Source organism: Micromonospora halophytica (assembly GCF_900090245.1).
In the GTDB taxonomy this organism is placed as follows: Bacteria; Actinomycetota; Actinomycetes; order Mycobacteriales; family Micromonosporaceae; genus Micromonospora; species Micromonospora halophytica.
The window spans coordinates 24,597-51,161 of record NZ_FMDN01000019.1 but is presented as its reverse complement, the minus strand read 5'-3'; the positions used below and the strand labels follow the sequence as shown (position 1 = coordinate 51,161).

General features: G+C 74.0%; 27 protein-coding genes, 3 pseudogenes and 1 riboswitch. Of the genes and pseudogenes, 21 read left to right on the top strand and 9 right to left on the bottom strand.

Features of this window, described 5'->3' with window-relative positions; all coding sequences use genetic code 11:
* Window positions 1-11: 11 nt before the first annotated feature.
* Window positions 12-656: an MOSC domain-containing protein gene (locus tag GA0070560_RS21605; RefSeq protein WP_091300843.1), complete on the top strand. Its 645-nt coding sequence runs from the start codon at window positions 12-14 to the stop codon at window positions 654-656.
* Here GA0070560_RS21605 and GA0070560_RS21600 read toward each other — a convergent pair whose 3' ends face one another.
* Window positions 657-1,520, bottom strand: coding sequence for a hypothetical protein (locus GA0070560_RS21600; RefSeq protein ID WP_091300841.1), 864 nt, complete (start codon window positions 1,518-1,520; stop codon window positions 657-659). It lies immediately after the preceding gene.
* 94 nt (window positions 1,521-1,614) lie between these two features.
* A complete protein-coding gene (locus GA0070560_RS21595; protein WP_091300974.1) occupies window positions 1,615-2,397 on the bottom strand; it encodes an enoyl-CoA hydratase-related protein in 783 nt (260 codons plus the stop codon).
* 19 nt (window positions 2,398-2,416) lie between these two features.
* On the opposite strand from GA0070560_RS21595, the gene hemW reads away from it, so the two are divergent.
* Complete coding sequence (gene hemW / locus GA0070560_RS21590) at window positions 2,417-3,640, top strand: radical SAM family heme chaperone HemW (protein ID WP_170839517.1); 1,224 nt, start codon at window positions 2,417-2,419, stop codon at window positions 3,638-3,640.
* Between the two features lie 65 nt (window positions 3,641-3,705).
* On the opposite strand, the gene GA0070560_RS21585 is transcribed toward hemW, so the two are convergent.
* The gene (locus GA0070560_RS21585) at window positions 3,706-4,329 is read right to left on the bottom strand and encodes a DUF4870 domain-containing protein (protein WP_091300836.1); all 624 of its coding nucleotides are present in this window, start codon (window positions 4,327-4,329) and stop codon (window positions 3,706-3,708) included.
* A 261-nt stretch (window positions 4,330-4,590) separates the two neighbouring features.
* Between GA0070560_RS21585 and hrcA the strand changes: the two genes are divergently transcribed.
* The 3 genes from hrcA (at window position 4,591) to GA0070560_RS21570 (ending at window position 7,569) form a co-directional block, all read left to right on the top strand.
* Entirely contained in the window at window positions 4,591-5,613 is a 1,023-nt protein-coding gene (gene hrcA / locus GA0070560_RS21580; protein WP_091300834.1) for a heat-inducible transcriptional repressor HrcA, read from the top strand.
* Window positions 5,614-5,690: 77 nt separating this feature from the next.
* Window positions 5,691-6,833 carry a molecular chaperone DnaJ gene (gene dnaJ / locus GA0070560_RS21575; RefSeq protein ID WP_170839520.1) on the top strand — a complete coding sequence of 381 codons (1,143 nt, stop codon included), beginning with the start codon at window positions 5,691-5,693 and terminating at the stop codon, window positions 6,831-6,833.
* Window position 6,834: 1 nt separating this feature from the next.
* On the top strand, window positions 6,835-7,569 hold the full coding sequence (locus tag GA0070560_RS21570) for a 16S rRNA (uracil(1498)-N(3))-methyltransferase (RefSeq protein ID WP_091300831.1): 735 nt from the start codon (window positions 6,835-6,837) through the stop codon (window positions 7,567-7,569).
* Window positions 7,570-7,740: 171 nt separating this feature from the next.
* Here the strand turns inward: GA0070560_RS21570 and GA0070560_RS21565 are convergent, their stop codons facing one another.
* A complete protein-coding gene (locus tag GA0070560_RS21565; RefSeq protein ID WP_091300829.1) occupies window positions 7,741-8,502 on the bottom strand; it encodes an SDR family oxidoreductase in 762 nt (253 codons plus the stop codon).
* A 38-nt stretch (window positions 8,503-8,540) separates the two neighbouring features.
* On the opposite strand from GA0070560_RS21565, the gene GA0070560_RS21560 reads away from it, so the two are divergent.
* The 10 genes and pseudogenes from GA0070560_RS21560 (at window position 8,541) to GA0070560_RS21525 (ending at window position 17,090) form a co-directional block, all read left to right on the top strand.
* A complete protein-coding gene (locus GA0070560_RS21560; protein WP_091300827.1) occupies window positions 8,541-8,900 on the top strand; it encodes a histidine triad nucleotide-binding protein in 360 nt (119 codons plus the stop codon).
* A gap of 26 nt (window positions 8,901-8,926) precedes the next feature.
* Window positions 8,927-10,270, top strand: coding sequence for a serine hydrolase domain-containing protein (locus GA0070560_RS21555; RefSeq protein ID WP_425412689.1), 1,344 nt, complete (start codon window positions 8,927-8,929; stop codon window positions 10,268-10,270).
* A 163-nt stretch (window positions 10,271-10,433) separates the two neighbouring features.
* Window positions 10,434-11,175: pseudogene (locus tag GA0070560_RS29575) on the top strand (PhoH family protein); the annotation flags it as partial.
* Between the two features lie 212 nt (window positions 11,176-11,387).
* Window positions 11,388-11,930: pseudogene (locus tag GA0070560_RS29955) on the top strand (LAGLIDADG family homing endonuclease); the annotation flags it as partial.
* Window positions 11,931-12,194: 264 nt separating this feature from the next.
* Window positions 12,195-12,560 (top strand): annotated as a pseudogene (locus GA0070560_RS29565) (PhoH family protein); the annotation flags it as partial.
* Window positions 12,561-12,576: 16 nt separating this feature from the next.
* Window positions 12,577-13,050 carry an rRNA maturation RNase YbeY gene (ybeY, locus tag GA0070560_RS21545; protein ID WP_091300820.1) on the top strand — a complete coding sequence of 158 codons (474 nt, stop codon included), beginning with the start codon at window positions 12,577-12,579 and terminating at the stop codon, window positions 13,048-13,050.
* A complete protein-coding gene (locus GA0070560_RS21540) occupies window positions 13,026-14,426 on the top strand; it encodes a hemolysin family protein (protein WP_170839519.1) in 1,401 nt (466 codons plus the stop codon). Before ybeY ends, GA0070560_RS21540 begins: the two co-directional genes overlap by 25 nt.
* Window positions 14,419-14,805 (top strand): cytidine deaminase, encoded by a 387-nt coding sequence (locus tag GA0070560_RS21535; protein ID WP_088975580.1) that lies wholly within the window; start codon window positions 14,419-14,421, stop codon window positions 14,803-14,805. The genes GA0070560_RS21540 and GA0070560_RS21535 overlap by 8 nt, the downstream gene beginning before the upstream one ends.
* A complete protein-coding gene (gene era / locus GA0070560_RS21530) occupies window positions 14,802-15,701 on the top strand; it encodes a GTPase Era (protein ID WP_091300816.1) in 900 nt (299 codons plus the stop codon). Before GA0070560_RS21535 ends, era begins: the two co-directional genes overlap by 4 nt.
* Window positions 15,702-15,959: 258 nt before the next feature.
* Complete coding sequence (locus GA0070560_RS21525) at window positions 15,960-17,090, top strand: acyltransferase family protein (protein ID WP_091300814.1); 1,131 nt, start codon at window positions 15,960-15,962, stop codon at window positions 17,088-17,090.
* Here GA0070560_RS21525 and GA0070560_RS21520 read toward each other — a convergent pair.
* A complete protein-coding gene (locus tag GA0070560_RS21520; protein WP_091300812.1) occupies window positions 17,077-17,853 on the bottom strand; it encodes a DUF4097 family beta strand repeat-containing protein in 777 nt (258 codons plus the stop codon). The genes GA0070560_RS21525 and GA0070560_RS21520 overlap by 14 nt on opposite strands.
* 102 nt (window positions 17,854-17,955) lie before the next feature.
* Between GA0070560_RS21520 and recO the strand changes: the two genes are divergently transcribed.
* The 4 genes from recO (at window position 17,956) to GA0070560_RS21500 (ending at window position 20,263) form a co-directional block, all read left to right on the top strand.
* A complete protein-coding gene (recO, locus tag GA0070560_RS21515; RefSeq protein WP_091300809.1) occupies window positions 17,956-18,831 on the top strand; it encodes a DNA repair protein RecO in 876 nt (291 codons plus the stop codon).
* An 8-nt stretch (window positions 18,832-18,839) separates the two neighbouring features.
* Window positions 18,840-19,640, top strand: coding sequence for an isoprenyl transferase (locus tag GA0070560_RS21510; protein ID WP_091300807.1), 801 nt, complete (start codon window positions 18,840-18,842; stop codon window positions 19,638-19,640).
* 79 nt (window positions 19,641-19,719) lie between these two features.
* The gene (locus tag GA0070560_RS21505; protein WP_091300805.1) at window positions 19,720-19,905 is read left to right on the top strand and encodes a hypothetical protein; all 186 of its coding nucleotides are present in this window, start codon (window positions 19,720-19,722) and stop codon (window positions 19,903-19,905) included.
* Window positions 19,906-20,032: 127 nt separating this feature from the next.
* Entirely contained in the window at window positions 20,033-20,263 is a 231-nt protein-coding gene (locus GA0070560_RS21500; RefSeq protein WP_091300972.1) for a thioredoxin reductase, read from the top strand.
* A 64-nt stretch (window positions 20,264-20,327) separates the two neighbouring features.
* Here the strand turns inward: GA0070560_RS21500 and gndA are convergent, their stop codons facing one another.
* Window positions 20,328-21,770, bottom strand: a complete 1,443-nt coding sequence (gndA, locus tag GA0070560_RS21495) for an NADP-dependent phosphogluconate dehydrogenase (RefSeq protein ID WP_091300803.1) — start codon at window positions 21,768-21,770, stop codon at window positions 20,328-20,330.
* Between the two features lie 383 nt (window positions 21,771-22,153).
* Between gndA and GA0070560_RS21490 the strand changes: the two genes are divergently transcribed.
* A complete protein-coding gene (locus tag GA0070560_RS21490) occupies window positions 22,154-22,384 on the top strand; it encodes a hypothetical protein (RefSeq protein WP_091300800.1) in 231 nt (76 codons plus the stop codon).
* A gap of 95 nt (window positions 22,385-22,479) precedes the next feature.
* Here GA0070560_RS21490 and GA0070560_RS21485 read toward each other — a convergent pair whose 3' ends face one another.
* From GA0070560_RS21485 to GA0070560_RS21475, 3 genes are all read right to left on the bottom strand, one after another.
* Window positions 22,480-23,280, bottom strand: a complete 801-nt coding sequence (locus GA0070560_RS21485; protein ID WP_091300798.1) for an energy-coupling factor transporter transmembrane component T family protein — start codon at window positions 23,278-23,280, stop codon at window positions 22,480-22,482.
* Entirely contained in the window at window positions 23,277-24,704 is a 1,428-nt protein-coding gene (locus GA0070560_RS21480) for an ABC transporter ATP-binding protein (RefSeq protein WP_091300796.1), read from the bottom strand. Before GA0070560_RS21480 ends, GA0070560_RS21485 begins: the two co-directional genes overlap by 4 nt.
* A 118-nt stretch (window positions 24,705-24,822) precedes the next feature.
* Window positions 24,823-25,407, bottom strand: a complete 585-nt coding sequence (locus tag GA0070560_RS21475) for an ECF transporter S component (RefSeq protein ID WP_091300794.1) — start codon at window positions 25,405-25,407, stop codon at window positions 24,823-24,825.
* A gap of 74 nt (window positions 25,408-25,481) precedes the next feature.
* Window positions 25,482-25,587: riboswitch (TPP riboswitch) on the bottom strand.
* Window positions 25,588-25,699: 112 nt separating this feature from the next.
* Between GA0070560_RS21475 and GA0070560_RS21470 the strand changes: the two genes are divergently transcribed.
* Window positions 25,700-26,530 (top strand): alpha/beta fold hydrolase, encoded by an 831-nt coding sequence (locus GA0070560_RS21470; protein ID WP_091300792.1) that lies wholly within the window; start codon window positions 25,700-25,702, stop codon window positions 26,528-26,530.
* Window positions 26,531-26,565 lie beyond the last annotated feature (35 nt).

Genomic DNA, 26,565 nt, shown 5'->3' with positions numbered 1-26,565 from the left:
GGCTCTCGGCCATGACGGGCAGGGTGGCGGCGGTGAACCTCGGCTTGGTGACCGAGGCGGAGTGGGCGGGCGACGCGAGCGGCCGCAGCGGGATCGACAAGCGACCGGCCGACGGGCCGGTGCCGGTGCGCTTCGCCGGGGTCGCCGGCGACTTCATCGGGGAGCGGGCCCACCACGGCGGCCCCGACCAGGCGGTCTACGCGTACGCGGCGGAGGACGCCGAGTGGTGGTCGGCGGAGTTGGGCCGCACCGTCGCGCCCGGCGGCCTCGGCGAGAACCTGACCACCTGGGCGGTGGACGTGACCGGCGCGGTGATCGGCGAGCGGTGGGCGGTCGGCTCGGCCGTCCTCCAGGTGACCAAGCCGCGTACCCCGTGTGCCACCTTCGCCGGCTTCTGGGGCGTACCCGACCTGATCAAGCGGTTCACCGCCCGGGCGGCGCCCGGGGCGTACCTGCGGGTGCTGCGCGAGGGGGAGATCGGCGCGGGTGACCCGGTCGAGGTGCTGGACCGGCCCGCGCACGGCGTCACCATCGGCGAGGTGTTCCGGGCGATGAGCCTGGAGCCCGAGCTGCTGCCCCGGCTGCTCGACGCCACCGACCTGCCCGAGCCGGTGCTGGAGAAGGTCCGCCGCCGGGTGGCCGGCGCCCGCCCCTGATCAGCGCTCGGCGAAGACCTCCGCCAGCACCTGCGCCTCGGCCGAACGGCCGCCGGAGACCCTGGTCCAAATGCCGTCCTCGGCGGTCCACTCCTGGCCGGCGAAACGGACCCGCTTCACCCCGTGGTCGGTGGCGTGCGACACCAGCCAGTGCGCGTACCGCCAGCCGTCGCGGGGGTCGGCGGCCGGCACGGTGAGCCCGGTCAGTTCGGCCGCCGGGCCGGCCCCGGCCAGCCCCCAGTCCAGCGTGAGGCCGCGGGTCAGCGCGGCGGCCGCCGCCTCGCCCCGCATCGCGGGCGTACGGCCCACGGTGCAGGCCACCGCGCCGGTCGCCTCGCCGAGCAGGGCGCGGGTCAGCACCTCCGACTCGTCCGCCCACTTCTGGTACGCGGTGGGGTAGGCCGACCGCTGGACGGCCTGCGCCGCGTCGGTGACCCGCATCTTCTCCCAGCCGCGCACCTTCTTCAGCGCGGCGTAGAACCGGTTTGCCGCGTACCGCTGGTCCTGGATCTGCGCCGGGGTGCCCCAGCCCTGGCTGGGTCGCTGCTGGAAGAGGCCGAGCGAGTCCCGGTCACCGTACGAGAGGTTGCGCAGGCCCGACTCCTGGTACGCGGTGGCCAACGCCACGACCACGGCCCGCTCGGGCATCTCGCGCTGGATGCCGATCGCGGCGATCGTGGCGGCGTTGGCCATCTGGTCGGCGTCGAGCAGCACCCTGCCGTCGGCCTGGACGGTGCAGGTGCGGCTCGCGATGGGAATCCGCAGGCCGCTTCCGACGAGTTGTCGGACGGCGTAGACGCCGAGCAGGGCGATCACCGCGACCACGACACCGGCTGCCACGATTGCCCGATTCCGCACCCGCACCTCCTGTTTCACGGTCCCCAAGCGTACGTCCCGAAAACCCGAACGGGGTCGGCCGACCGGTTCACGTTCCCGGGAGCAACGGCGCGAAACGGGATCAGTCCACCGGCACCCAGGCCGCCTTCCTCTTCTCCCGGAAGGCCAGCACGCCCTCGCGGCCCTCGTCCGAGAGGAAGTAGCCGGTGGAGATCGCGGAGAGCCCGGCGATCTCGGCGCGCAGGTCGGTGACGGCCGGGCGGCGCAGCAGATCCTTCGCCCCGGCGAGGGCCTTCGGCGCGCCGCGCACCAGCGAGGCGCAGTACCGCCGCACCGCCTCGTCCAGCCCGTCGGCCGGCACCGCGGCGGTCGCCAGGCCGATCTCGGCGGCCCGCCGGCCGTCGAAGGTGTCCCCGGTCAGGTACAGCTCGGCCGCCGCGCGCGAATGCAGCCGGGGCAGCACGGTGGCGGAGATGACCGCCGGGACCACCCCGATCCGCACCTCGGTGAAGGCGAACGTCGCATCCTCGGCACAGACCGCCAGGTCCGCCGCCGCGATCAGGCCCAGCCCGCCGGCGCGCGCCGGACCGGCCACCTTCGCCAGCACCGGCTTCGGGCACTCCCAGACCGCCGCCAGCACGTCGCCGAGCATCCCGGCGGGCACCGTGCCGCTGGCGTACGCGGCCGCCGTCTCCTTGAGGTCCGCGCCGGAGCAGAAGACCGGGCCGGTGTGGTCGAGCACGATCACCCGGACCGCCTCGTCGGCGACCGCCGCGGCGATCCCGTCCAGCAGTTCGGTCATCAGCGGGGTGGAGAGCGCGTTGCGGTTGTGCGGGCTGTCCAGGGTGAGCGTGGTCACCCCACGGGCCGTGGCGACCCGTACGAGGCGGTCGGGAGAGGTCATGCCGGGCACACTAGTGTCCATGCCCGGCGTCCTTCCAGATGGCGAGACCGTCCCCGCCGACGGCGCGCTGCCCGCCACCGCCCTGCGCGCGGTCGGCGCGCGCGGCTTCGGCGTGTACGTGCACGTCCCGTTCTGCGCCAGCCGCTGCGGCTACTGCGACTTCAACACGTACACCGCCGCCGAGCTGGGTGGCGGCGCGGACCGCGAGTCGTACGCGGACACCGTGCTCGCCGAGCTGGCACTCGCCGGCCGGGTGCTCGGCGACGCCCGGCCGCCCCGGGTGGACACCGTCTTCGTCGGCGGCGGCACCCCGACCCTGCTGCCTGCGGACGACCTGGCCCGGATCCTCGACGGCATCGACCGCACCTGGGGGCTGGCCGCCGACGTCGAGGTGACCACCGAGGCCAACCCGGAGTCGGTGACCCCGGAGTCGCTGAAGACCCTGCGGGCGGCCGGGTACACCCGGATCTCGCTGGGCATGCAGTCCGCCGCCCCCGGCGTGCTGGCGGTGCTGGACCGCACGCACCGCGCCGGGCGGGCCGTCGCCGCCGCCCGGGAGGCGCGCGACGCCGGGTTCGACCACGTCAACCTGGACCTGATCTACGGCACACCGGGGGAACGCGCGGAGGACTTCGCCGCCTCGCTGGACGAGGTCGTCGCCGCCGGGGTCGACCACGTCAGCGCGTACGCCCTGATCGTGGAGGACGGCACCCGGCTCGCCGCCCGGATGCGCCGGGGCGAGTTGCCGTACCCCTCGGACGACGTGGCGGCGGACCGCTACTTGGCCGCCGAACAGGCCCTCGACGCGGCAGGTTTCGCCTGGTACGAGGTGTCGAACTGGGCCCGGTCCGAGGCGGCCCGGTGCCGGCACAACCTGCTCTACTGGACCGGTGCGGACTGGTGGGGCCTCGGCCCGGGGGCGCACAGCCATGTCGGTGGGGTGCGGTGGTGGAACGTCAAACATCCCGCCGCGTACGCGAAGCGCCTCGCCGTGGGGGAGTCACCCGGCCTGGCCCGGGAGGTCCTGACCGCCGATGAGGCGCACATGGAGGACGTGATGCTGCGGCTGCGGCTCGCCTCCGGTCTGCCGCTGGACACCCTGGCCGCAGCCGGGCGGGCGGGGGCCGACCGGGCACTCGCCGGGGGCCTGCTCGATCCGGCCGCGTACGCGGCGGGGCGGGCCGTGCTCACGCTGCGCGGTCGGCTGCTCGCCGACGCGGTCGTCCGCGACCTGCTGCCCTAGGCGCGGTGTCGCGACCTGTCGCCTCTGGTAGGGCCCGGCCGGCCGGGGGAGCGGCCGGCCGGTGCTCACTTCACGAAGTTGCCGGACATCGGGTAGCGGTAGACGACACCCTCGGTGGCCTTCACGCCGCCGATGATGCCGAAGATGATCGGCACCAGCGCGGTGATCATCGGGACGAAGAAGAGGATTCCGCAGGTGACCAGGGCGAGGACGTAGCCGATCACGTTGGCGATCGCCCAGGTGATCTGGAAGTTCAGCGCGGGCAGCGCGTGCGCCCGAACGGTGGGCGACTGCTGGCCCTTGGCGGAGTTCGCGATCAGCGGCGCCACCCAGCCGAGCAGGCCACCGCTGACGATCACGCCGACCGGGCCGCCGAAGTGCGCGATGAGCGCCCAGGTCTTGTCGTCGCTGGTGGTGTAGCCGCCACCAGGAGCGCCGTACGCGCCGCCGGTGGGGTGGCCGGCGCCCTTCGGGTCGTAGCCCCCGGGTGGGGGATAACCGCCCGGCGGGGGGTAGCCGCCCGTCGGCGGCTGGTCACCGGTGGGTGGCGGATAGCCGCCGGGCGGGGGATACCCGCCCGCGCCCGGTGCCCCGGACAGTGGTGCGGTGGGCGGCTCGTGGGAGGAGCCGAAGGGGGCGGTCGGTTCGTCCGGCCCGCCCGCGCCGGGAGGGCGAGGTGGTTCAGTCATGCACGTCACGGTAGGTGCTGTCCGCAACGGTGCACCAGAGCGACACCGCCCGAGGTTGTCCGGCTGATCGGCTCTACCGTGGCGGTCCGGTCGGCGGGCCGCACCCGTGGTCCGTCGCTGATCATCGCGTCGGCGGGGACGCCGACGTAGACTGGCACTCGGTACAGTCGAGTGCCAGAGCGTCGGCCGCCCGTGCGGTCCGGTGGCGCCAGCCCCGGTGCCCGACTGCTCCGGGCCGACGCGCGTGGAGGAGGTGGGGAGATGGGTCTCGACGACCGCAAGCTCGCCGTGCTGCGTGCGATCGTCGAGGACTACGTCGCCACGCAGGAGCCGGTCGGCAGCAAGGCCCTGGTCGAGCGGCACCAGCTCGGCGTCTCGCCGGCCACCGTCCGCAACGACATGGCGGTGCTGGAGGAGGAGGGCTACATCCGGCAGCCGCACACCAGCGCCGGCCGGGTGCCCACCGACCGTGGCTACCGCCTCTTCGTCGACCGGCTCTCCCGGGTCAAGCCGCTCAGCCCGGCCGAGCGCCGGGCGATCGAGCGCTTCCTGGTCGGCGCGGTCGACCTGGACGACGTGGTGCACCGCACCGTCCGGCTGCTCGCCCAGCTCACCCGGCAGGTCGCCGTGGTGCAGTACCCGAGCCTGGCCCGTTCCTCGGTGCGCCACCTGGAGCTGGTGCCGATCTCCACCACCCGGCTGATGCTCGTCATGATCGCCGACACCGGCCGGGTCGAGCAGCGGCTGGTCGAGCTGCCCGCGCCGATCCCCGCCGACCACGTCACCGACCTGCGCCGGCTGGTCAACGAGAAGCTGGTCGGCAGCCGGCTGTCGGAGACCCCGCCGCTGGTCCAGGCGCTGGTGGAGGAGTCGTCCCCGCAGTTGCGCCCGGCCATGACCACGCTCTCCACCGTGCTGCTGGAGACGCTGGTCGAGCGGCACGAGGAGCGCATCGCGCTGGCCGGCACCGCCAACCTGACCCGGGGCGGCCTGCTCGACTTCCAGGGCTCGCTGCGTCCCATCCTGGAGGCGCTGGAGGAGGAGGTCGTGCTCCTCAAGCTGATCGGCGAGGCCGAGCCGAGCACCACCCGGGTGCTCATCGGCGACGAGAACGAGGTCGACAACCTGCGCGCCGCCTCCGTGGTCAGCACCGGGTACGGACCGGGCGCGACCATCGTCGGTGGCCTCGGGGTGCTCGGCCCGACCCGGATGGACTACCCCGGCACCATCGCCACGGTGAGGGCCGTGGCACGCTACGTGGGCGAGCTGCTGGCCCAGAACTGATCCAGGGCAGGGGCCGATGGCCGGCTCCGGCCGACGACCGGCGCAACGCGAGACGAAACATGAGGACACCGAACGCAGTGGCCAGGGACTACTACGGCATTCTCGGCGTGAGCCGGGAGGCCTCCGACGACGAGATCAAGCGCGCCTACCGCAAGCTGGCGCGGCAGTTCCACCCGGACGTCAATCCGGATCCGGAGGCACAGGAGAAGTTCAAGGACATCAACGCCGCGTACGAGGTCCTCTCGGACGACCGGAAGCGGCAGATCGTCGACCTGGGGGGTGACCCGCTGGCCCCGGGCGGCGGTGGCGCGGGCCCGGGCGGTCCGGGCGGGGCCGGCCCGTTCGTCGGGTTCCAGGACATCATGGACGCCTTCTTCGGCGGCGCCGGTGGCGCCGGTCGGGGGCCGCGTCCGCGTACCCGGCCGGGGGCCGACGCGATCCTCCGCCTGGAGCTGGACCTGCACGAGACCGCGTTCGGCGTCGAGGCGCCGATCACCGTCGACACCGCCGTGCTCTGCACCACCTGCTCCGGCGCGGGCACCGCGGCCGGCACCCACCTGGCCACCTGCGAGGCGTGCGGCGGCCGGGGCGAGGTGCAGTCGGTGCAGCGGACCTTCCTGGGCCAGGTGGTCTCCGCCCGGCCGTGCACGGTCTGCCAGGGCTACGGCACCACCATCCCGCACCCCTGCCCGACCTGTGCCGGGGACGGCCGGGTGCGGACCCGCCGCTCGCTGACCGTCAAGATCCCCGCCGGGGTCGAGGACGGGATGCGGATCCGCCTCGCCCAGCAGGGTGAGGTCGGCCCGGGTGGCGGCCCGGCCGGCGACCTCTATGTGGAGATCCACGAGCGGCCGCACGACGTGTACTCCCGCAAGGGCGACGACCTGCACTGCCGGGTCACCGTGCCGATGACCGCCGCCGCGCTCGGTACCCGGCTGACCATCAAGACCCTCGACAGCGAGGAGACGGTCGACGTCAAGGCCGGCACCCAGCCCGGCAGCACGCTGCGGCTGCGCGCCCGTGGCGTGCCGCACCTGCGCGGCACCGGCCGGGGCGACCTCTACGTCCACCTCGACGTGCGGACTCCGACCAAGCTCGACGCCGACCAGGAGAAGATGCTGCGCGACTTCGCCAAGACCCGGGGCGAGGAGGTCGCCGAGCTGACCAAGCAGGGCGGCTTCTTCTCCCGGATGCGCGACGCCTTCAACGGGCACGCCTGAGGTGTCCGCGCCGCTGTTCCTGGTCGACACGCTGCCCACCGGCGACTCGCTGACCCTGGACGGTCCGGAGGGGCACCACGCGGCCACCGTGCAGCGGCTGCGCGTCGGCGAGGAGCTGTTGCTGGCCGATGGTCGGGGCGGCACGGCCACCGCGGTGGTCCGTGCCGTCGGCCGGGGCACCCTCGACCTCACCGTCACCTCCCGGGGGTACGTCGACGCGGACGTCCCCCGGCTGGTGGTGGTGCAGGGCATCGCCAAGGGTGACCGGGGCGAGTTGGCCGTGCAGGCGATGACCGAGGTCGGGGTCGACGAGATCGTGCCGTGGGCGGCGTCCCGTTCGGTGCCGCAGTGGCGCGGCGACCGGGGCGTACGGGCCCGGGAGAAGTGGGTGGCGACCGCCCGGGAGGCCGCCAAGCAGGCCCGCCGTCCGTGGCTGCCGGTGGTGGCCGGCGCACCGGACGAGTCCACCGCCAGGGTGGCCCGGCGCATCGCCGGGGCCGGTGCGGCGTTCGTGCTGCACGAGGAGGCCGACGAGCGGCTGACCACCGTGGAGTTGCCCACCACCGGCGAGATCGTGCTGGTGGTCGGCCCGGAGGGTGGCATCGCCCCGGTGGAGCTGACCGCCTTCACCGAGGCCGGTGCCCGCCCCGTCCGCCTCGGCCCGTCGGTGCTGCGCACCTCCACGGCCGGCGTCGCCGCCCTCACCGTCCTCGCCACCCGCCTCTCCCGCTGGTAACCCCTCCCTCCCTCCCGCCGGCAACCCCACCCTCCCTCCCCGCCGATCTTGCACTTGCGGCCGTGACGGATCAGGTGGAGACGGGCATATCGCCGACCGTAACCGCAAGATCGCCGCAGCGGTGGGGTGCGGTGGGGTGCGGGGAGGGAGAGGAGGGGAGGGGAGGGCGGGTCAGGTGCGGAGGTGGGAGGCGCCGTTGAGGTCGACGATGGTGCCGGAGGCCCACTCGGACTCGGGGGCGGCCAGCCAGTGCACGGCGGCGGCGATTTCCTCGGGGCGGGCCACCCGGTGGAACGGGCTCTGCGCCCGGATCGCCTCGCCCCGCTCGCCGGCGAGGTGCTCGGTGGTCATGTCGGTCTCGACGAAGCCGGGCGCGACGGTGGCCACCGCGATGCCGTACGGGGCCAGGGCAACGGCGAGGGACTGGCCGAGGGCGTTCAGGCCGGCCTTGCTGGCGCCGTACGCGGGCTGCTCGGGCTCGCCCCGGAACGCACCCCGGGAGGAGACGTTCACGATCCGGCCACCGCGCCCGCGCAGGTGCTGCGCGGCGCACCAGGTGACGTTGGCGGCCCCGGTCAGGTTGGTCTCCAGCACCTGCCGCCAGCGCCGCTGCCACTGCTCGTACGAGGTGCCGAAGACCGGGTGCGGGGCGTCCCGCTCGCCGTACACGCCGGCGTTGTTCACCAGCACGTCGAGCCCGCCGAGCAGCTCGGCCGCCTCGTCCACCATCGCCCGGACCGCGTCCGGGTCGGTCAGGTCGGCGCGGACCACCACGTGCCCCTCGCCGGGCAGCCCGGCACGGACCGCCTCGGCCGCCTCGGCGGAGTCCCGGTGATGGATCGCCACCCGGTCACCGCCGGCCGCGAACGCCCGTGCCACCGCGCGCCCGATGCCGCGCGAGGCTCCCGTCACCAGTACCGCCCGTGAAGTCACGCGGCACATCATGCCTGGCGACGACTTACCATGCCCCGATGGGATCCGACTGCCTGTTCTGCCGCATCGTCGCCGGGGAGATCCCGGCCACCGTCGTCCGGGAGACCGACTCCACCCTCGCCTTCCGCGACATCGACCCGAAGGCCCCGGTGCACGTGCTGGTCATCCCCAAGGAGCACTACGCCGACGTGGCGACCCTCGGGCAGGGCGACCCGGCGCTCGCCGGTGAGCTGCTGGCCACGGCCGCCGCGGTGGCCGAGGACGAGGGGCTGCTCGGGGACGGCTTCCGGCTGATGTTCAACACCGGCGCGTACGGCGGCCAGGAGGTGTTCCACGTGCACGCGCACCTGCTCGGCGGTGCGCCGCTGGGCCCGATGCTCGCCCGGGGCGTCGCGTGAGCAGTGCGCAGGACCGGCTGGAGCGGATGGTCCGCCGGGTCCAGGCGCAGGCCCGGGTGCCCGCCCTCGCCGCGGCCCTGCACCGGGCGGACCGCCCGCTCTGGACCTGCCAGGTCGGCGGCACCGGCAACGACACCGCGCTCGGCCCGGACACCCGGTTCCGGATCGGCTCGGTCACCAAGACCTTCACCTCGGTGCTGGTGATGCAGTGCCGCGACGACGGGCTGCTCGACCTCGACGACCCGATCGGCCGGCACCTCGACCTGCCCGCGCACGGCGACCTGACCGTGCGCCGCCTGCTGTCGCACACCGCCGGCCTGCAACGCGAGCCGTACGGCGACGTCTGGGACACCCTGCGCGCCCCGGGTGTCGACGAGCTGGTGGCCGACCTGGCCCGGGCGGAGCGGGTGCTGCCCGCCGGGCGGCGCTACCACTACTCCAACCTCGGCATGGCCCTGCTCGGCCGGCTGGTCGGCGAACAGCGCGGCGGCACCTGGGCGGAGGTGCTCACCGAGCGGGTGCTGACCCCGCTGGGGCTGGCCGCCACCTCGGTCACCCCGGGCCCGGCGGCGGCGACCGGGTTCCTGGTCGACGCGTACTCCGACGAGGCGCACCCGGAGCCGCCGACGGACTTCGGCGCGGTCGGCCCGGCCGCCCAGCTCTGGAGCACCGCGACCGACATGGCCCGGTGGGCGGCGTTCCTGGCCGATCCGGCCGCGCTGGACCCGGCCGGCGCGGTGCTCGCCCCGAGCACCCTCGACGAGATGCGCTGGCCGCTCACCACCACCGACGAGACGTCCTGGGCGGCCGGCTTCGGCCTCGGCCTGATCCTCGTGCCGTACCCGGACCGGGTGGTGCACGTGGGGCACGACGGCGCGATGCCGGGCTTCCTCGCCGCGGTCTACGGCCGGCGCGGCGGCGACGGCACGGCCGGCGCGATGGGCTGCGCGGTGCTCGGCTCCGCCGGCACGGCCGCCGAGGTCTTCGAGCTGCCGCACCGGCTGCTCGCCGCCGCCGCCGAGCACGACCCGGCGGCGATCGAGCCCTGGCGGCCGGGCGAGCCCGCGCCGGCTCCGCTGCGCGGGATGCTGGGCCGCTGGTGGGGCGAGGGTTTCGAGTACGTCTTCAGCTGGCACGACGGGACGCTACGGGCCCGGGGCGCGGACGACCCGGCGGGGAAGCCACCGGCGGTCTTCGCGCCGCTGCCGGAGCGGCCCGACGTGTTCCGTACGGTCTCCGGCCGGGAGGCCGGCGAGCTGCTGCGGCTGACCCGGGACGAACACGGCACGGTGGTACGGATGCACTGGGCGACCTACCGGTTCACCCGGCATCAGGAGACCTTCGACCGGTACGACTTCCGCGCCGGCTGACCGGGTCCGGGCGGGCCGGCCGGGGTGTGATCCGGCGGTCGGAAATGGGCGCGGTGCCGGGCGTGTCGAGCGGATACGATGGGTGTATCGTCCGCACGCCGCGCCAGCAGGGCCCGGCGCCCGAGATCGGAAGCAGGTGGCTGAGGGCCCGACGGCCCGCTCTATGACCGGCACCCCACCTCCCGGCCCGCCCCGGGTGCAGACCAGGATCACGGTCCCCGACCCCAAGATCATGGTGAACCTGCTCGGCGCGGGCGACGAGATCCTGCGCCTCGTCGAACGCTCGGTCAACAGTGACGTGCACGTGCGCGGCAACGAGATCACCATCACCGGCGCGCCCGCGGACAACGCTGTCGCCGAGCGCCTCTTCAGTGAGCTGCTCGAACTGATCGAGAAGGGCGAGACCCTGACCACTGACGCCGTACGGCGTACCGTCGGCATGCTCGAACAGGGCGGCGCCGAGCGACCCGCCGAGGTCCTCACCCTCAACATCCTCTCCCGGCGCGGGCGCACCATCCGCCCCAAGACGCTCGGGCAGAAGCGCTATGTCGACGCGATCGACGCGCACACCATCGTCTTCGGCATCGGCCCCGCCGGCACCGGCAAGACCTACCTGGCCATGGCGAAGGCCGTCCAGGCGCTGCAGGCCAAGCAGGTCGACCGGATCATCCTGACCCGGCCGGCGGTCGAGGCGGGGGAGCGGCTGGGCTTCCTGCCCGGCACCCTGAACGAGAAGATCGACCCGTACCTGCGTCCGCTCTACGACGCGCTGCACGACATGCTCGACCCGGAGTCCATCCCCAAGCTGATGGCCGCCGGGACGATCGAGGTCGCGCCACTGGCGTACATGAGGGGCAGGGCCCAGCCCTACGACGCCCGTGTCCTGACCCCCGAGGGCTTCAAGCCGTTCGGGTCCCTCCAGATCGGTGATCTGGTCATCGGCTCGGACGGGACGCCCACGCCGGTAATCGGGATCTATCCCCAGGGGCCCAAGAAGGTCTACCGGGTCACCACGCAGGACGGGTCGTCCACGCTTTGCTGCGGCGAACACCTGTGGACCGTCGCCACTCCGGACGACAAGCGGCGCGGGCGCCGACGCACCATCGAGACGCAGGACATGATCGGCAACGAGTGGCGGGGCCACACCCGCCGGTACGAGCTTCCGGTCGTGGCGCCTGTGCAGATGGAGCCACAGGACGTCCCGCTCGACCCGTACGCGCTCGGCCTGCTCCTCGGCGACGGTGCCTTTTCGACCCGGGCGACACCGACCTTCTGCACCGCCGACCCGGAGCTCGCCGTCGCGATGGAGCGGGCGATCCCCGACGTCGAGCTGATCCGCAAGAGTGACTACGACTACGTGCTGCGCCACGTTCACGGGGGTCGTGGCATCGCCCTCGCCAACCCCGCGACGGCGGCTCTGCGTGAATTGGGCTTGGCCGGTGCGAAGTCGGGCACGAAGTTCATCCCCGACATCTATCGACAGAACAGCCTCCAGGTTCGCCTCGCCGTGCTGCAGGGACTGCTGGACACCGACGGTGGACCGGCCACGCAGCCGGGCCGCACGTGCCGGGTGCAGTACTCCACCACCTCTCCCCAGCTGCGCGACGACGTGGTGTACCTGGTCCAGTCCCTGGGTGGGGTGGCCACGTGGCGGCTACGTGAGGCGGAGGGGCGCAAGCCTGGCTTCGCCAACGGGCGTCCGGTTCCGTACCGTTCCGATTGTTACGTGGTGGAGATCCGCCTGCCGGCCGGAATCGAGCCCTTCCGCCTGTCCCGCAAGCGCCGCCTCTACGACGCACACGGGGGTGGACGACCGATGCGATTCATCGACTCGATCATCCCGGCCGGCGTGCAGGAGACGATGTGCATTCAGGTCGCGGCGGAGGACTCCTTGTACGTAACCGACGAGTTCCTGGTGACGCACAACACCCTCAATGACGCGTTCATCATCCTGGACGAGGCGCAGAACACCACGCCCGAGCAGATGAAGATGTTCCTCACCCGGCTCGGCTTCAACTCCAAGATCGTGGTGACCGGTGACGTCACCCAGGTCGACCTCCCCGGCGGGACGACCAGCGGCCTGCGGGTGGTACGCGAGATCCTGGAGAACGTCGAGGACGTGCACTTCGCCCAGCTCTCCAGTTCGGACGTGGTCCGGCACAAGCTGGTGGGGGAGATCGTCGACGCGTACGCCCGCTGGGACGCCGAGCGGGAGAACCAGCAGGCGCAGAGCGTGCACGCCGTGCCCGGGCGGACCGCCCAGGGCGGCCGGGCCGGCCGGCGCCGCTAAGACCAGAGGAAGACAGTTGTCCATCGAGATCGCCAACGAGTCCGGTGTCGACGTCGACACCGACGCCGTGCTCGCCGTCGCCCGGCACGCCCTCGACGAGATGGGGGTCAACCCCCTCGCCGAGCTCTCCGTGCTGCTGGTCGACATCGAGTACATGACCGAGCTGAACCATCGCTGGATGGGTGGTGACGGGCCGACCGACGTGCTCGCCTTCCCGATGGACGAGGGCAGCGTCGACCACGGTCCCGGGGAGAGCGCCCCGGCCGGCGGCGAGCCGGCCCTGCTCGGTGACATCGTGCTCTGCCCGGAGGTGGCCGCCAAGCAGGCCGCTGCCGCCGGCCACTCCGCCGCCGACGAGCTGCACCTGCTCACCGTGCACGGCGTGCTGCACCTGCTCGGGTACGACCACGCCGAGCCGGAGGAGGAGCGCGAGATGTTCGGGCTCCAGGCCCGACTGCTGGCCAGCTGGCGGTCGACCCGGTCCCGATGATGGACACTCTTGCGGCCGGTCCGACAGCCGGCCTGCCCGACCTCCAGTTGATCTTCTTCGCGGCCGGGCTGGTGGTGCTCGCCGGCCTGATCGCGATGACCGAGGCCGCGCTGGCGGCCGTCTCCCCGGCCCGCGCCGCCGAACTGGCCCGCGACGGGGCGCGCGGCGCGCGTACCCTCCAGGCCGTCGCGGGTGACGTGGTCCGCCACCTCAACCTGCTGCTCCTGCTCCGGCTGCTGGCCGAGCTGACCGCCACCACGCTGGTGGCGCTGGTCGCGGTGGACAGCCTCGGCGCCGGCTGGCGGGCGGCGCTGATCACCGCCGGCGCGATGACCGTGGTCAGCTTCGTGGTCGTCGGTGTCGCGCCGCGTACCCTCGGCCGGCAGCACGCGTACGCCGTGGGCCGGGCGGTCGCGCCGCTGGTGCGCTGGCTCGGCCGCGCGCTCAACCCGCTCGCGTCGCTGCTGATCCTGATCGGCAACGCGGTCACTCCGGGGCGCGGCTTCCGGGAGGGGCCGTTCGCCACCCAGGTCGAGCTGCGGGAGCTGGTCGACCTGGCCGAGCAGCGGGGCGTCGTGGAGCACGGCGAGCGGCAGATGATCCACTCGGTCTTCGCGCTCGGCGACACCATCGCCCGCGAGGTGATGGTGCCGCGTACGGAGATGGTGTGGATAGAGGAGGGCAAGACCCTCTCCCAGGCGCTCACGCTCTTCCTGCGCTCCGGTTTCTCGCGGATCCCGGTGATCGGCGAGAGCGTCGACGACGTGCTCGGCGTGCTCTACCTCAAGGACCTGATCCGGCGCACCCGGGGCGGTGACCCGCGCGACCACCAGACCCCGGTCGCGGAGCTGATGCGTCCGGCGACCTTCGTGCCCGAGTCCAAGCCGGTCGACGACCTGCTCTCGGAGATGCAGGCCGCCCGTAACCACCTGGTCATCGTCGTCGACGAGTACGGCGGCACCGGCGGTCTGGTCACCATCGAGGACATCCTGGAGGAGATCGTCGGCGAGATCACCGACGAGTACGATGTCGAACGCCCGCCGGTCGAGCACCTGGAGGACGGGTCGGTGCGGGTCACCGCCCGGCTGCCCGTGGAGAATCTCGGCGAGCTGTTCGACACCGACCTGCCCACCGACGAGGTGGAGACCGTGGGTGGCCTGCTGGCCCAGTCCCTGGGCCGGGTGCCGATCCCCGGCGCCCAAGCCGAGGTGGCCGGGCTCCGGCTGCTCGCCGAGGGCACCACGGGCCGGCGCAACCGGATAGACACCGTGCTGGTCAGCCGGGTCGAGCCGGGTGACGAGCCGGAGCGGGCCGGGTCCGCCGGATCCCGTGACAACCAGACCAGAACCGAGGAGAGGCAACCCGCCGATGCCTGAGTCAGCCGCCGTACCGGCCGCCCGGCCCACCCCGTCCGACCCGGCCGAACTGAGCGCCGAGGACGGCAAGCTGGTCGTCCTGGCCCGGGGTGCCCGGGGCCGGGTGGGTGCCGTGGAGGGCGCGGCGGTCCGCGACCAGGACGGCCGGACGTACGCCGCGGCCAGCGTCGCGCTGCCGTCGCTGACCATCACCGCGCTTCAGCTCGCGGTCGCCTCCGCCGTGGCGGCGGGGGCCACCCGGCTGGAGGCGGCGGTGGTGGTGACCGAGGCGTCGACGCTGGACGGGGCGGGGCACGCCGCGGTGCGCGACCTCTCGGCCGACGCGCCGATCCACGTCGCCGCGCCGGACGGCACGGTGCTCGGCACGGTGGTCGAGTGACCGCCGACGTCACCCAGCGTCCGTACCGGGCCGGGTTCGCCTGTTTCGTCGGTCGGCCCAACGCGGGCAAGTCGACCCTGACCAACGCGATCGTCGGTCAGAAGATCGCGATCACCTCGAACAAGCCGCAGACCACCCGGCACGTCATCCGGGCCGTGCTGCACCGTCCGGACTCGCAGCTCGTGCTGGTGGACACTCCGGGCCTGCACCGCCCCCGCACGCTGCTCGGCGAGCGCCTGAACGACCTGGTCCGTTCCACCTGGAGCGAGGTCGACGTGATCGGTCTCTGCATCCCGGCGGACGAGCCGGTCGGCCGGGGCGACCGGTTCATCACCGGCGAGCTGGCGGAGCTGAAGGCGACCGTGCTCGCCGTGGTCACCAAGACCGACCTGGTGGACAGGAAGCGGCTGGCCGAGCAGTTGCTGGCGGTCAGCGAGCTGGGCGAGTTCGCCGACGTGGTGCCGGTCAGCGCGGTCTCCGGGCACCAGCTCGACACCCTGGTCGACGTGATGACCGGCTACCTGCCGCCGTCGCCGCAGCTCTACCCGGACGACATGCTCACCGACGACCCGGAGCAGGTGCTGGTCGCCGAGCTGATCCGGGAGGCGGCCCTGGAGGGGGTGCGCGACGAGCTGCCGCACTCGATCGCGGTGGTCGTCGAGGAGATGATCCCGGAGGGGCAGCTCATGAAGATCTACGCCGACGTCTACGTCGAGCGGCCCAGCCAGAAGGCCATCGTGATCGGTCACCGGGCCGGCCGGCTGAAGGATGTCGGCACCCGCGCCCGCAAGCAGATCGAGGAGCTGCTCGGCACCCGGGTCTACCTGGACCTGCACGTACGGGTGGCGAAGGACTGGCAGCGGGATCCGAAGCAGCTGCGCAAGCTCGGCTTCTGATGGCGGCGGGATCGGCGTCCGCCGGGGCGGGCGCCGGTCCGCGGTGGTGGTCGCTGGCCGAGGCCGAGTGGCGGACGTCCGGACCGCGCGGTGGGACGTTCTGCGACCGGCCGCTCGGCGAGCCGCGCTGAGCGGCCCGACGCAGCTCGGCATGGTGTGGCGATTTTCACTTTCGGCCGAGGGGAGTGCGGGTTTCACAGGATCGGGTCGCAGGGTATTGGGCGTTTGACTGCTGCCCCCTGAAATAGATGCAGGCTGATGCGTAACCGATATCTGGACCTGCTCCGCGCCCTCGCCATCGTCCGAGTCGTGGTCTACCACGTCACCGGGCTGGCCGCGCTGACGCTGATCTTCCCGGCGATGTCGATCATGTTCGCCCTCGCCGGATCGCTGATGGCGGCCTCCCTGGACCGCTCCGGGGTACGCGCGGTGCCGCGCCGCCTGCGCCGGCTGCTCCCCTCGCTCTGGGTGGTGGCGGCCGTGTTCGTGCCGGCGATGCTGCTGACCGGGCTGGCGTTCGACCCGAACGTGCTGCTCTGGCTCTTCCCGATCGCGGATCCCCCCGCCAACTACTGGGGGGCGCTGGCGCTCAGCCCGATCTGGTACCTGCGGGACTACCTCTGGTTCGTGCTCGCCTCGCCGCTGGCGCTGTGGCTGTTCCGGCGGGCCCCGCTACCCACCCTGCTCGCCCCGTACGCGCTGCTCGTCGCCATCGAGCTCGGCATGCTGCCGACCGCGTCCGCCGTCCTGCGGCACTTCGGCCTCTACTTCGGCGCCTGGCTGCTGGGATTCGCCCATCACGACGGCCTGCTGCGGCGGCTCGCCAACCGGGTCCTGGTGCCCACCGCGCTCGCCGTCGGCACGGCCGGCGGCACCTGGATCCTCACCCATCCCGGCCCGCGCGGGTACGACCTGAACGACGTCCCCCTCGGCAACGCGCTCTGGTCGGCGGCGTTCATCCTGCTGGTGATCGGCCGGGCGCCGGCCACCGCCGGCTGGGTGGACCGCAGCGCCCCGCTCGGCCGGCTGGTGACCGTGCTGAACCGGCGCGCCCTCACCGTCTACCTCTGGCACATGGCGTTCGTGGTCGCGCTCACCCCGATGGTCGGCCTGGTCGGGTGGTCCGACCGCGACCCGCTCGGGCTCGCCGTCCGGGTGGCGCTCGTCTTCCTGCTGGTCGGTGTGGTGACCCTGCTGGTCGGCTGGGTGGAGGACGTGGCCGCCCGCCGCCGCCCGGAACTGATTCCGGGCGGCCGCCGCCCCGCGGCACCCGCACGCCGCCCGGCGGTCGCCCCGGCCGGTCCGGCGCGGGCCCGCGCCGCGGTACGGGCGGTGGTGCCCGCGCCCCGGGCCGCCGAGCCGGGCACGGTGGACCTCAGCGTCGGCTGACCGTGACGTTGCCGCTGCCCGTGCTCACGTCCAGCAGCACCGACGCGCCCGGGTCGTCCGGCACGCGCAGCTCGGCGTCACCGGACCCGGTGTGGGACCGGACCCGGTACCGGCCGTCGGGCACCCGCAGCTCCACGTCACCGCTGGAGGCGTGCGCCCGGGCCGGTACCGGCCGGTCCAGTTCGATCGTGACGTTGCCGGAGCTGGCCTCGGCGTCCACCTCGCCACCGAGACGTACGCCGGTGATGTTCCCCGAGGAGGCCCGGAGCGTGACCGGCGCGGGAACCGCCGACACCTCGATGTCGCCGGAGCCGGTCTCGGCCTGCACCGGACCGCTGGCGGTGGTGACCCGGATGTTGCCGGAGCCCAGCGTGAACTCCACCGCGCCGACCCTGGACAGCTCGACGTTGCCCGAGCCGGTCTCACCCCGCACCCGGACCCCCTCCGGGGCGGTCACCTCGTACGACACCGAGCAGCGGGGACCGCAGTCGGCGTCCAGCACCAGCTCGTCGCCCTGGATCTCGTACGTGCGGTCGGGCTGGTCGCCCTGGTAGCGCAGCATCCGCTTGACGCGTACCTCGGTGGCCGGGCCGGTTCCCCGCACCACCACGTCCCCCGCGCCCGGCCGCACCGTGATCGTGCCGATCCGCACGGTCTCGGTCTGGTCGAAGTCCAGCCGGCGGAAGGAGAGCGTGTCACACCCGGCGGTGAGGATCAGGGTGGCGGCCGCGCCCAGGGCGACGGCGGTACGGGGGAGAGCCATGGTCAGCAACCTACGGTCGGTCCGCCGCGCTGCGCATCGGGGACGCGGCCCCGGTCCACCCCGATCCGACCCTGATTTCCCACCCCGAGGGAGAATGGCCCGATGGCCGGGTACCGCCGACAGCTCTACCGCGACGACGCGGTGGTCCTGCGTGTGCAGAAGCTGGGCGAGTCCGACCGGATCATCACCCTGCTGACCCGCCGGCACGGCCGGCTGCGCGCGGTGGCCCGGGGCGTACGACGCACCAGCAGCAGGTTCGGCGCCCGGCTGGAGCCGTTCGGCCACGTCGACCTCCAGCTCGCCGGTGACCCGAAGGGCAATCAGGGCAGCTCGCTGCACACCGTCAGCCAGGTCGAGGGGATCGACCTGTACGGCAAGCGGTTCCTCGGCGACTACCCCCGCTACACGGCGGCCAGCGCGATCGCCGAGACCGCCGAGCGGCTCACCCCCGTCGAGCGGGAGCCCTCGCTGCGGCTGTTCCAGCTCACCCTCGGCGCGCTGAAGGCCCTCGCCCGGGGCGAACACGCCACCACCCTGGTGCTCGACGCGTACCTGCTGCGCGGGATGGCGCTCGCCGGCTGGGCGCCGGCGCTGACCGCCTGCGCGGTCTGCGGCACGCCGGGGCGGCACCGGGCCTTCTCCGTACCGGCCGGCGGCGCGGTCTGCCCGGACTGCCGACCCCCCGGCGCGGCCCACCCCGCCCCGGCCACCATCGACCTGATGTCCGCGTTGACCAGCGGCGACTGGCAGGTCGCGGACGCCACCGCGACCGGCGTACGCCGGGAGTGCAGCGGTCTGGTCGCGGCGCACCTGCAGTGGCACCTGGAGCGCGCGCTACGCTCGCTGCCGCTGGTCGACCGGGGTGCCCCGGCGGCCGGCGTGGTCCCGCCACCGGGCGGTGGCGCGGCCGGCCCGGTCCCGCCTCCGCGTGGCGCCGGGGCCGGCGTGGACGGCGTGAGCAGGGAGATGACCGAGTGATCCGATCGATGAGGGCCGGCCGGCGTGAGCCGGTGCCGCCGACGCCGCACCCGTCGGGCGCCCGGCCGCCGGCACTGCCCACCGAGGCGCTGCCGAAGCACGTCGCGGTGGTGATGGACGGCAACGGCCGGTGGGCCAAGGAGCGCGGCCTGCCCCGCACCAAGGGTCACGAGGCGGGGGAGCACAGCCTCTTCGACACCATCGAGGGTGCGATCGAGCTGGGCATCCCCTACCTGTCGGCGTACGCGTTCTCCACCGAGAACTGGCGGCGCTCGCCCGACGAGGTCCGCTTCCTGATGGGCTTCAACCGGGACGTCATCCGCCGCCGCCGCGACCAGCTCGTCGACCTGGGCGTACGGGTGGTGTGGTCCGGGCGGGCCGGCCGGCTGTGGAAGAGCGTCATCTCCGAGTTGCAGACCGCCGAGGAGATGTCCCGGGGCAACTCGACGCTGACCCTGCAGTTCTGCGTCAACTACGGCGGGCAGGCGGAGATCGCCGACGCCGCCGCCGCGATCGCCCGGGACGTGGCCGCCGGCCGGCTCGACCCGGCGAAGGTCACCGAGAAGACCGTGGCGAAGTACCTCTACCACCCGGAGATCCCCGAGGTGGATCTCTTCCTGCGTCCCTCCGGCGAGGAGCGGATCTCCAACTTCCTGCTCTGGCAGACCGCGTACGCCGAGCTGGTCTTCCTCGACACCCTCTGGCCGGACTTCGACCGCCGCCATCTCTGGTATGCCTGCGAGCTGTACGCGCAGCGCGACCGCCGCTTCGGCGGGGCGCTGCCCAACCCGGTCGCCCCGCAGGCCTGAGGGTCACCCCGGTCACGATTGGCGATCTCGGGCCCGGGGTACCAACCCTCCCAGCAGCCAATCGCGGAGGTGAACCCACATGATTCAGAAGCGGATTGCCCAGTGGGCGGTCATGGCGGTCGCCGTGCCGCTGGCGGCGGCTGGGGCCCGTCGGCTCAGCCACTCGCTGGAGGCCCGTCGCGGCCCCTCGGGCGTGAGCCGCCTGCTGTCCAAGGGCGCCGACATGCTGCGCCCGCAGAAGGCCAAGCGTCGCCGGTTCTGGTGAGCACCGACGTCAGCGTCGTCCCCGGTCGGGGACGACGCTGACGCGTTTGCGGGGGGCCGTGCCCCGTCGGCGCATACGATCGGCGCGAGGGCGTGCCGAGGCGGACGCGCCCACCACGGGGGTGGACATGCGGGATCTCCGGTACGAGATGACCGCCGCGCTGGCCGGCGCGGGCCTGGTCGACGCCACGCAGCGGACCCGGGTCGTCGACGTCTGCGCCGGGGTCGCCGAGCGGTACTGCGCCGAACTGGGGCACACCCCCGCCGTGCGCTCCGGCGAGATCGGCGAACTGGCGGCCGGCGAACCGGCCGCGGGCTGGGCGCCGACCCCGCCGGAGGAGACACAACGGGCCTGGTGAGCCGGGCCGGAACGTGGGCCGCGGCAGGTCGCGGTGTCCCGGCGCGACCCGCCGCAGGCCCCGCTCAGCCCTGCACTTCGGCGCGGTCGCCCGCCCACAGGGTGTGGAACGAGCCCGGCCGGTCGACCCGGTGGTAGGTGTGCGCGCCGAAGTTGTCCCGCAGTCCCTGGATCAGGGCGGCCGGCAGCCGCTCGGCGCGCAGCCCGTCGAAGTACGCCAGCGACGAGGAGAACGCCGGGGTGGGCACGCCGGCCCGGGCCGCGTCCACCACCACCCGCCGCCAGCTCGGCACGCCGTCGCTCACCGCGTCGGCGAAGTACGGCGCGACCAGCAGCGTCGGCAGTTCCGGCTGCGCGTCGTACGCCTCGCGGATGCGGTCCAGGAAGCGGGCCCGGATGATGCAGCCGCCCCGCCAGATGGTGGCGGTGCCGCCCAGGTCGATGTCCCAGTCGTACTCGCGGCTGCCGGCGCGGATGTGGTCGAAGCCCTGGGCGTACGCGACGATCTTGCTGGACAGCAGCGCGCGCCGGACGTCCTCGACGAAGGTCTCCCGGTCCTCGGCCTGCCACTTCTCGCCCGCGTCGCCGAACGCCCGCCGGGCGGCCTCCCGCTGGCCGGCGTGGCCCGACAGCGAGCGGGCGAAGGTCGCCTCGGCGATACCGGTGATCGGGATGCCCAGGTCCAGCGCGCTCTGCACGGTCCAGCGGCCGGTGCCCTTCTGCTCGGCCTGGTCGAGGACCACGTCGACGAAGGCGCGGCCGGTCGCCGCGTCGGTGTGCGCCAGCACGTCGGCGGTGATCTCGATGAGGAACGACTCCAGCTCGCCGGTGTTCCACTCCCGGAAGATCTCCGCGATCTCCGCCGGGCTCGCCGACAGCCCGGCCCGCAGCAGGTCGTACGCCTCGGCGATGAGCTGCATGTCGGCGTACTCGATGCCGTTGTGGACCATCTTGACGAAGTGGCCGGCGCCGTCCGGGCCGATGTGCCGGCAGCACGGGATGCCGTCCACCTGCGCGGCGATCTTCTCGAAGATCGGGCCGAGCTTCGCGTACGACTCGGCGGAGCCGCCCGGCATGATGCTCGGGCCGCGCAGCGCGCCCTCCTCACCGCCGGAGACGCCGGTGCCGACGAAGTGCAGCCCGTGCTCGCGCAGCGCCTCCTCCCGGCGGCGGGTGTCGGCGAAGTGCGCGTTGCCGGCGTCGACGACGATGTCCCCCTCTTCCAGCAGCGGGACCAACTCGTCGATGACCGCGTCGGTGGGCGCACCGGCCTTGACCATCACGATCACCGCGCGGGGCCGTTCCAGCGAGGCGACGAAGTCGGCGAGGGACTCCGAGGGCACGAAGGTGCCCTCGTCACCGTGCTCGGCGACCAGACTGCGGGTGCGCTCCGGCGAGCGGTTGTGCACCGCCACGGTGAAGCCGTTGCGGGCCAGGTTCCGGGCCAGGTTGCGGCCCATCACCGCCAGCCCCGTGACCCCGATCTGCGCCGTCGCCTGCTGAGCCATCCGTGTCCGCCCCTTCTCGTACGCCTGTCGTGCTGCGACCGTATCGTGCCGGACGGCGGCCGGGGACGCTGCGTGAGCGCCGCGCGGCGGGCGGTGGCGGACATCCGGCCGACCCTCCGGCCCGGCGGGGTTCGAGACGGGCGAGCTGCCGCGGACAAAACCGGGTGCGCCCGCCGGGGCGGTGGGTTAGCGTTTCGGTATGCGCATCTGACGCCCCTCTTCGAGACCCCGACCTGCCGCCGTAGCCGCCGCGGGTCCGTGGGTTCCGGGCGTCCGCGTTTCCACCTCGTCGTGGTCCTTCCGTTGCGGTCGCCCGGGCCGTCCCCGCCCGTCGACCGCCCACCCCGTGGGTGGCGCGGTCCGTCCACAGAAGGAGGCAGCGTATGCCCGCCAAGCGCAGTCCCAGGAAGTCCCGGACCGAGGTGCAGGTGAGCGTGGCCGACCTCGCCACGTCCACGGCCACGCCCACCACCCCGGTCACCCTCGCCGACGACGCCGGCCCGTCCGGCGCCGCCCGGCCGACCCCGGTCCCGCCGCCGTCGCGGTCGGGCATCCGCGGCGGCTCGACCGCCGCCCGGGGGCAGAGCCGCCGGTACGCCTTCCGGCGCAGCTGACCGGCCCGGCTCCCGGCCGGCGCCCCGTGGTGCGCCACGGTGCCCGGTCGGGAGCGGTCAGCGGTGTGTCGGCGGTGCCCGCCGGCCGCCGGGGGTCAGCCGATCAGCGGGCGGAAGGTGCCGAGCGCGACGCTGACCGCCAGCGCCGCCCCGGCCAGCACCGCCGCCCCGGCGACCAGCAGGCCGTCCGCCGTGCCGAAGTGCTGCCGGCGGGCGACCGTACGCGGGGTGCCGGCGTCGAAGCCGCGGGCGTCCATCGCCACCGCGAGCCGGGTGCCCCGCCGGATCGCGCCCACCAGCAGGGCGAACGCCGTCGAGGTGAACAGCCGCAGCCGGGCCACCGGGTTACGGCCGGCGTCCACGCCCCGCGCCCGGCGGGCCATCTCGATCATCTGCCACTCCTGGCCGAGCAGCGGCACCAGCCGGAATGCCGCCAGCGCGCCGATCGCGAACCGGGCCGGTGCCTTCGCGTTCTGGACCAGCGCGTCGGCCAGGTCGGTCGGGTCGGTGGTGGCGAAGACGATGATCCCGGGCAGGGCGACCGCGAACATCCGCAGTGCCAGGCCCAGCGCGGTGACCAGCACCCCCGAGGTGACCAGCAGCGGCCCGGCGTCCAGCAGCACCCGGCCGGAGCGGTCCGCGGCGAAGAGCACCAGGGTGACCACGATCCCGAACCCGCCGACGAGCAGCGGCAACGCCCGCCGGGCCAGCACCCGGTAGCGGATCCCGAACAGCGGCAGCAGGGCCAGTTCGACGGCGATGGCGATGGCCGGCGCGACCGGGTCCAGGGTGGCGACCATGACGACGGAGAAGACCAGCGCCGCGGCGAGCTTCGCCACCGGGTTGCGCCGGGCCAACGGCGCGCCGGGCTCGGCGACGGGTTCCAGGCTGATCACGTGCGGTCCTCGGGGCGGCGCAGGGTGACGGTGCGGTCGGCGAGCGCGGCGACGAAGTCCGCGTCGTGGGTGACCGTGACGACGCCGTGCCCCGCGTCGCGCAGGTCGGCGAAGAGGTCGACCAGTTCGCGCCAGGTCCGCCGGTCCTGGCCGAAGGTGGGTTCGTCGCAGATGAGCAGGCGGGGCGCGGTGGCCAGGGCGGTCGCCACGCTCAGCCGCCGCGCCTCCCCGCCGGAGAGGGTGTACGGGTTGGCCCCGGCCAGCTTCGTCAGCCGCAACCGGTCCAGCAGCGCGTCCACGGTGGCCCGCACCGCCGGCTCGGGCTGGCCGGTGCGGCGCGGACCGAGCGCCAGTTCGTCGTGCACGGTGCCGGTGACGAACTGGTGCTCCGGGTCCTGGAAGACCGAGCCGATCCGGCGGGCCAGCGCGGGTGCCCGCCAGCGGTGCGGGGGAGTGCCCGCGTCCCGGTCGGCCAGCGCCGCGGTGGCGACGACCCGGCCGCTTCCGGGGCGCAGCAGCCCACCGAGCAGCAGGGCCAGGGTGGACTTGCCGGCTCCGTTCGGGCCGAGGACGGCGAGCGCCTCACCGGCGCGTACCCGAAGGTCGGTGGCGGCCAGCCGGGGTGGCAGCCCGGCCCGCTCGGCGGCGAGCAACGCCTCCCCGGCCGACGCGGTGGCGTGTCGGGGTGGGATCGGGTGGCCGGGCACCCAGACGCCCTCGTCGGCGAGCGCGTCGCCGTACGCGGCGAAGACCGCCTCCGGCGGGCCGTCCGCGCGGACCCCGCCGCCGGCCTCCAGCACCACCACCCGGTCGACCAGTGGCAGCGCGTCGGCCACCCGGTGCTCGACCAGGATCAGGGTGGTGTCGGCGTCCAGCGCGCCGGCGACCGCCCGCCGGACCAGCTCGCCGCCGGCCGGGTCGAGGTTGGCGGTCGGCTCGTCGAGCAGCAGCAGCCCGGGGCGCAGGACGAGCGCGCCGGCCAGGGCGAGGCGCTGCTGCTCGCCGCCGGAGAGGGCGGCGGTGGCCCGCTCCCGGTGGTACGGGAAGCCGACCCGGCGCAGCGCCTCGTCCACCCGGGGCCAGATCTCGTCGGTCGGCACCCCGCGGTTCTCCAGCCCGAACGCGACGTCGTCCCCGCAGCGGGCCATCACCAGCTGCGACTCCGGGTCCTGGAAGACGATGCCGACCCGCTCGCGGGCCTTGCGCGGGTCGAGGCCGTCGATCTCGACGGTGCCCTGCTGTTCGCCGGAGTCCTCCGGCAGCAGCCCGGCCAGGGCGGCCAGCAGGGTGCTCTTGCCGGCGCCGGACGGCCCGAGCAGCAGCACCCGTTCGCCCGCCTCGATCCGCAGGTCCACCCCGCGCAGTGCCCAGCGCCTGCGCCCGGCGTGCCGCCAGCCGAACCCGCGCAGTGTCACCGCCGCCACGCCGGTCCTCCCTCCACGCCCCACCCTGTCCCGTCGGACCCGACGTCGACGGCGGTTTCCGGGCAGCTCCGCACCGCCGTCGACGTCATGATCAACCTGGGTGTCCGGGGGAGGGCGGTCAGACGGCGGGGCGTTCGCGGCCGGCGGGGAAACGGTCGAGGACGCCGGTGTTCGCGAGGGCGCGGGTGAGGGCGACGGCGCCGAAGCCGGCGACCACCAGCGAGCTGGCGGCGGTGATCAGGATGTACGGGAGCCGGAAGCTGCCCCAGGCCGTCTCCGGGTACCAGACGAAGACGTCGTAGAGCGCGGCGGCCAGCCCGGCCAGGGTCGCGGCCAGCAGCGCGACGGGCAGCCGGAAGTTGCGGTAGGCGAACGCGGCGAAGGCGAGCTCCGCGGCCGCCGCCTCCAGCGGGCCCTGGATGACCAGCGTCCAGCCCCAGCTGCTGCCCAGCGCCACCGACACCAGCGCGGCGACGGTGAGGGTGAAGAAGGCGGCCCCCGGCTTGCGGATGATCAGCCCGCCGAGGACGGCCGGCACCAGCCAGACGCCGTAGATGGCGGCCCGCCCGGGCAGCGGGATCGCGTCCGCCGGGCCGTTCCAGAGCAGGCCCCACGCCCAGAAGATGACGCCGAAGGCGACCCCGAGCACCGCCGCGATGACGATGTCGAGGGTGCGCCACCGGTGGGTGGTGGTGTGGTTCATGAGCGCTCCCAGTTCAACGGTGGAGAACCAGGAGAGGACGCACGCCGCGCCCGGTGGGACCGGACGGCGGCGCGGCTGGAGGTCGACCGAGCTCCCTGCGCTGGCATTACCCAGATCAGGTTCGAGGGTCTGCGGGTGGTACCCGCACTCTCAGCGCTGTGCGCTCCCCTGTCGGATGTGAAGTTGTCTCGGTCCAGACGCTAGCACCGACCTGCGGCGACGGCCCAGCCGACCGCCGCCGACGGCGTGACGGGGGAAGCCGGCCGATCGATGGCTCGGTAGGGTGGCGAGCATGCGGGTCGAGGCACGAGGGCTGACGTTCGAGGTACGCACCGGCGGTCCGGAGGGCGGCGAGCCCGTCCTCCTGCTGCACGGGTTCCCTCAGCACGGTGGGGAGTGGGACGAGGTGACGCCCGCGCTGCACGCCGCCGGGCTGCGCACGTACGCGCTTGACCAGCGGGGCTATTCGCCGGGGGCGCGTCCGGCCGAGGTGTCGGCGTACCGGATGCCGGAGTTGGTCGCCGACGCGGTGGCGGTGCTCGACGCGCTGGGCGTCGACGCCGCGCACGTGGTCGGGCACGACTGGGGCGCCGCCGTCGGCTGGGGGCTCGCGGCGGGCCACCCGGAGCGGGTCCGTACGCTGACCGCCGTCTCCGTGCCGCACCCGGCGGCCTTCGGGTACGCCCTGGCCCGCGACCGGAAGCAGAAGGCGCGGTCGTCGTACATGATGCTGTTCCGGCAGCGGGGCACGGCGGAGAAGGTGCTGCTCGCGGGCCGGGCGACCGTCCTGCGCAGGATGATCTCCGGGCTCGGCGACGCCGGGCAGGTCGCCCGGTACGCCGAACCGATGCGCCAGCCGGGCGCGCTGACCGCCGCGCTGAACTGGTACCGGGCGATGTCCAGCTCGGACCTGGGCCGGATCGGGACGGTCACCGTGCCCACCACGTACGTCTGGAGCGACAAGGACTTCGCCATCGGCCGGACCGCCGCCGAGGCGTGTGCCCGCCACGTCGCCGGTGAGTACCGCTTCGTGGAGCTGTCCGGGGTGACCCACTGGATCCCCGACCGGGCGCCGGGCCCGCTGGCCGAGGCGATCCTGGCCCGGGTACGCGGGCTGGCCTGAGGTCGTACCCGGCGCGTCGGCGCGCGCCCACCACC

Coding starts and splice junctions, on each gene's coding strand:
- GA0070560_RS21595 (WP_091300974.1), bottom strand. CDS start 2,397: ATGACCTCTCCCGACCGCCTCGTACGGGTCGCCACGGCCCGTGGGGTG.
- GA0070560_RS21555 (WP_425412689.1), top strand. CDS start 8,927: ATGGTCCGCCGGGTCCAGGCGCAGGCCCGGGTGCCCGCCCTCGCCGCG.
- GA0070560_RS21510 (WP_091300807.1), top strand. CDS start 18,840: ATGAGGGCCGGCCGGCGTGAGCCGGTGCCGCCGACGCCGCACCCGTCG.
- hrcA (WP_091300834.1), top strand. CDS start 4,591: ATGGGTCTCGACGACCGCAAGCTCGCCGTGCTGCGTGCGATCGTCGAG.
- gndA (WP_091300803.1), bottom strand. CDS start 21,770: ATGGCTCAGCAGGCGACGGCGCAGATCGGGGTCACGGGGCTGGCGGTG.
- GA0070560_RS21585 (WP_091300836.1), bottom strand. CDS start 4,329: ATGACTGAACCACCTCGCCCTCCCGGCGCGGGCGGGCCGGACGAACCG.
- hemW (WP_170839517.1), top strand. CDS start 2,417: ATGCCCGGCGTCCTTCCAGATGGCGAGACCGTCCCCGCCGACGGCGCG.
- GA0070560_RS21470 (WP_091300792.1), top strand. CDS start 25,700: ATGCGGGTCGAGGCACGAGGGCTGACGTTCGAGGTACGCACCGGCGGT.
- GA0070560_RS21475 (WP_091300794.1), bottom strand. CDS start 25,407: ATGAACCACACCACCACCCACCGGTGGCGCACCCTCGACATCGTCATC.
- GA0070560_RS21535 (WP_088975580.1), top strand. CDS start 14,419: ATGCCTGAGTCAGCCGCCGTACCGGCCGCCCGGCCCACCCCGTCCGAC.
- GA0070560_RS21490 (WP_091300800.1), top strand. CDS start 22,154: ATGCCCGCCAAGCGCAGTCCCAGGAAGTCCCGGACCGAGGTGCAGGTG.
- GA0070560_RS21520 (WP_091300812.1), bottom strand. CDS start 17,853: ATGGCTCTCCCCCGTACCGCCGTCGCCCTGGGCGCGGCCGCCACCCTG.
- recO (WP_091300809.1), top strand. CDS start 17,956: ATGGCCGGGTACCGCCGACAGCTCTACCGCGACGACGCGGTGGTCCTG.
- GA0070560_RS21605 (WP_091300843.1), top strand. CDS start 12: ATGACGGGCAGGGTGGCGGCGGTGAACCTCGGCTTGGTGACCGAGGCG.
- GA0070560_RS21505 (WP_091300805.1), top strand. CDS start 19,720: ATGATTCAGAAGCGGATTGCCCAGTGGGCGGTCATGGCGGTCGCCGTG.
- GA0070560_RS21525 (WP_091300814.1), top strand. CDS start 15,960: ATGCGTAACCGATATCTGGACCTGCTCCGCGCCCTCGCCATCGTCCGA.
- GA0070560_RS21500 (WP_091300972.1), top strand. CDS start 20,033: ATGCGGGATCTCCGGTACGAGATGACCGCCGCGCTGGCCGGCGCGGGC.
- GA0070560_RS21560 (WP_091300827.1), top strand. CDS start 8,541: ATGGGATCCGACTGCCTGTTCTGCCGCATCGTCGCCGGGGAGATCCCG.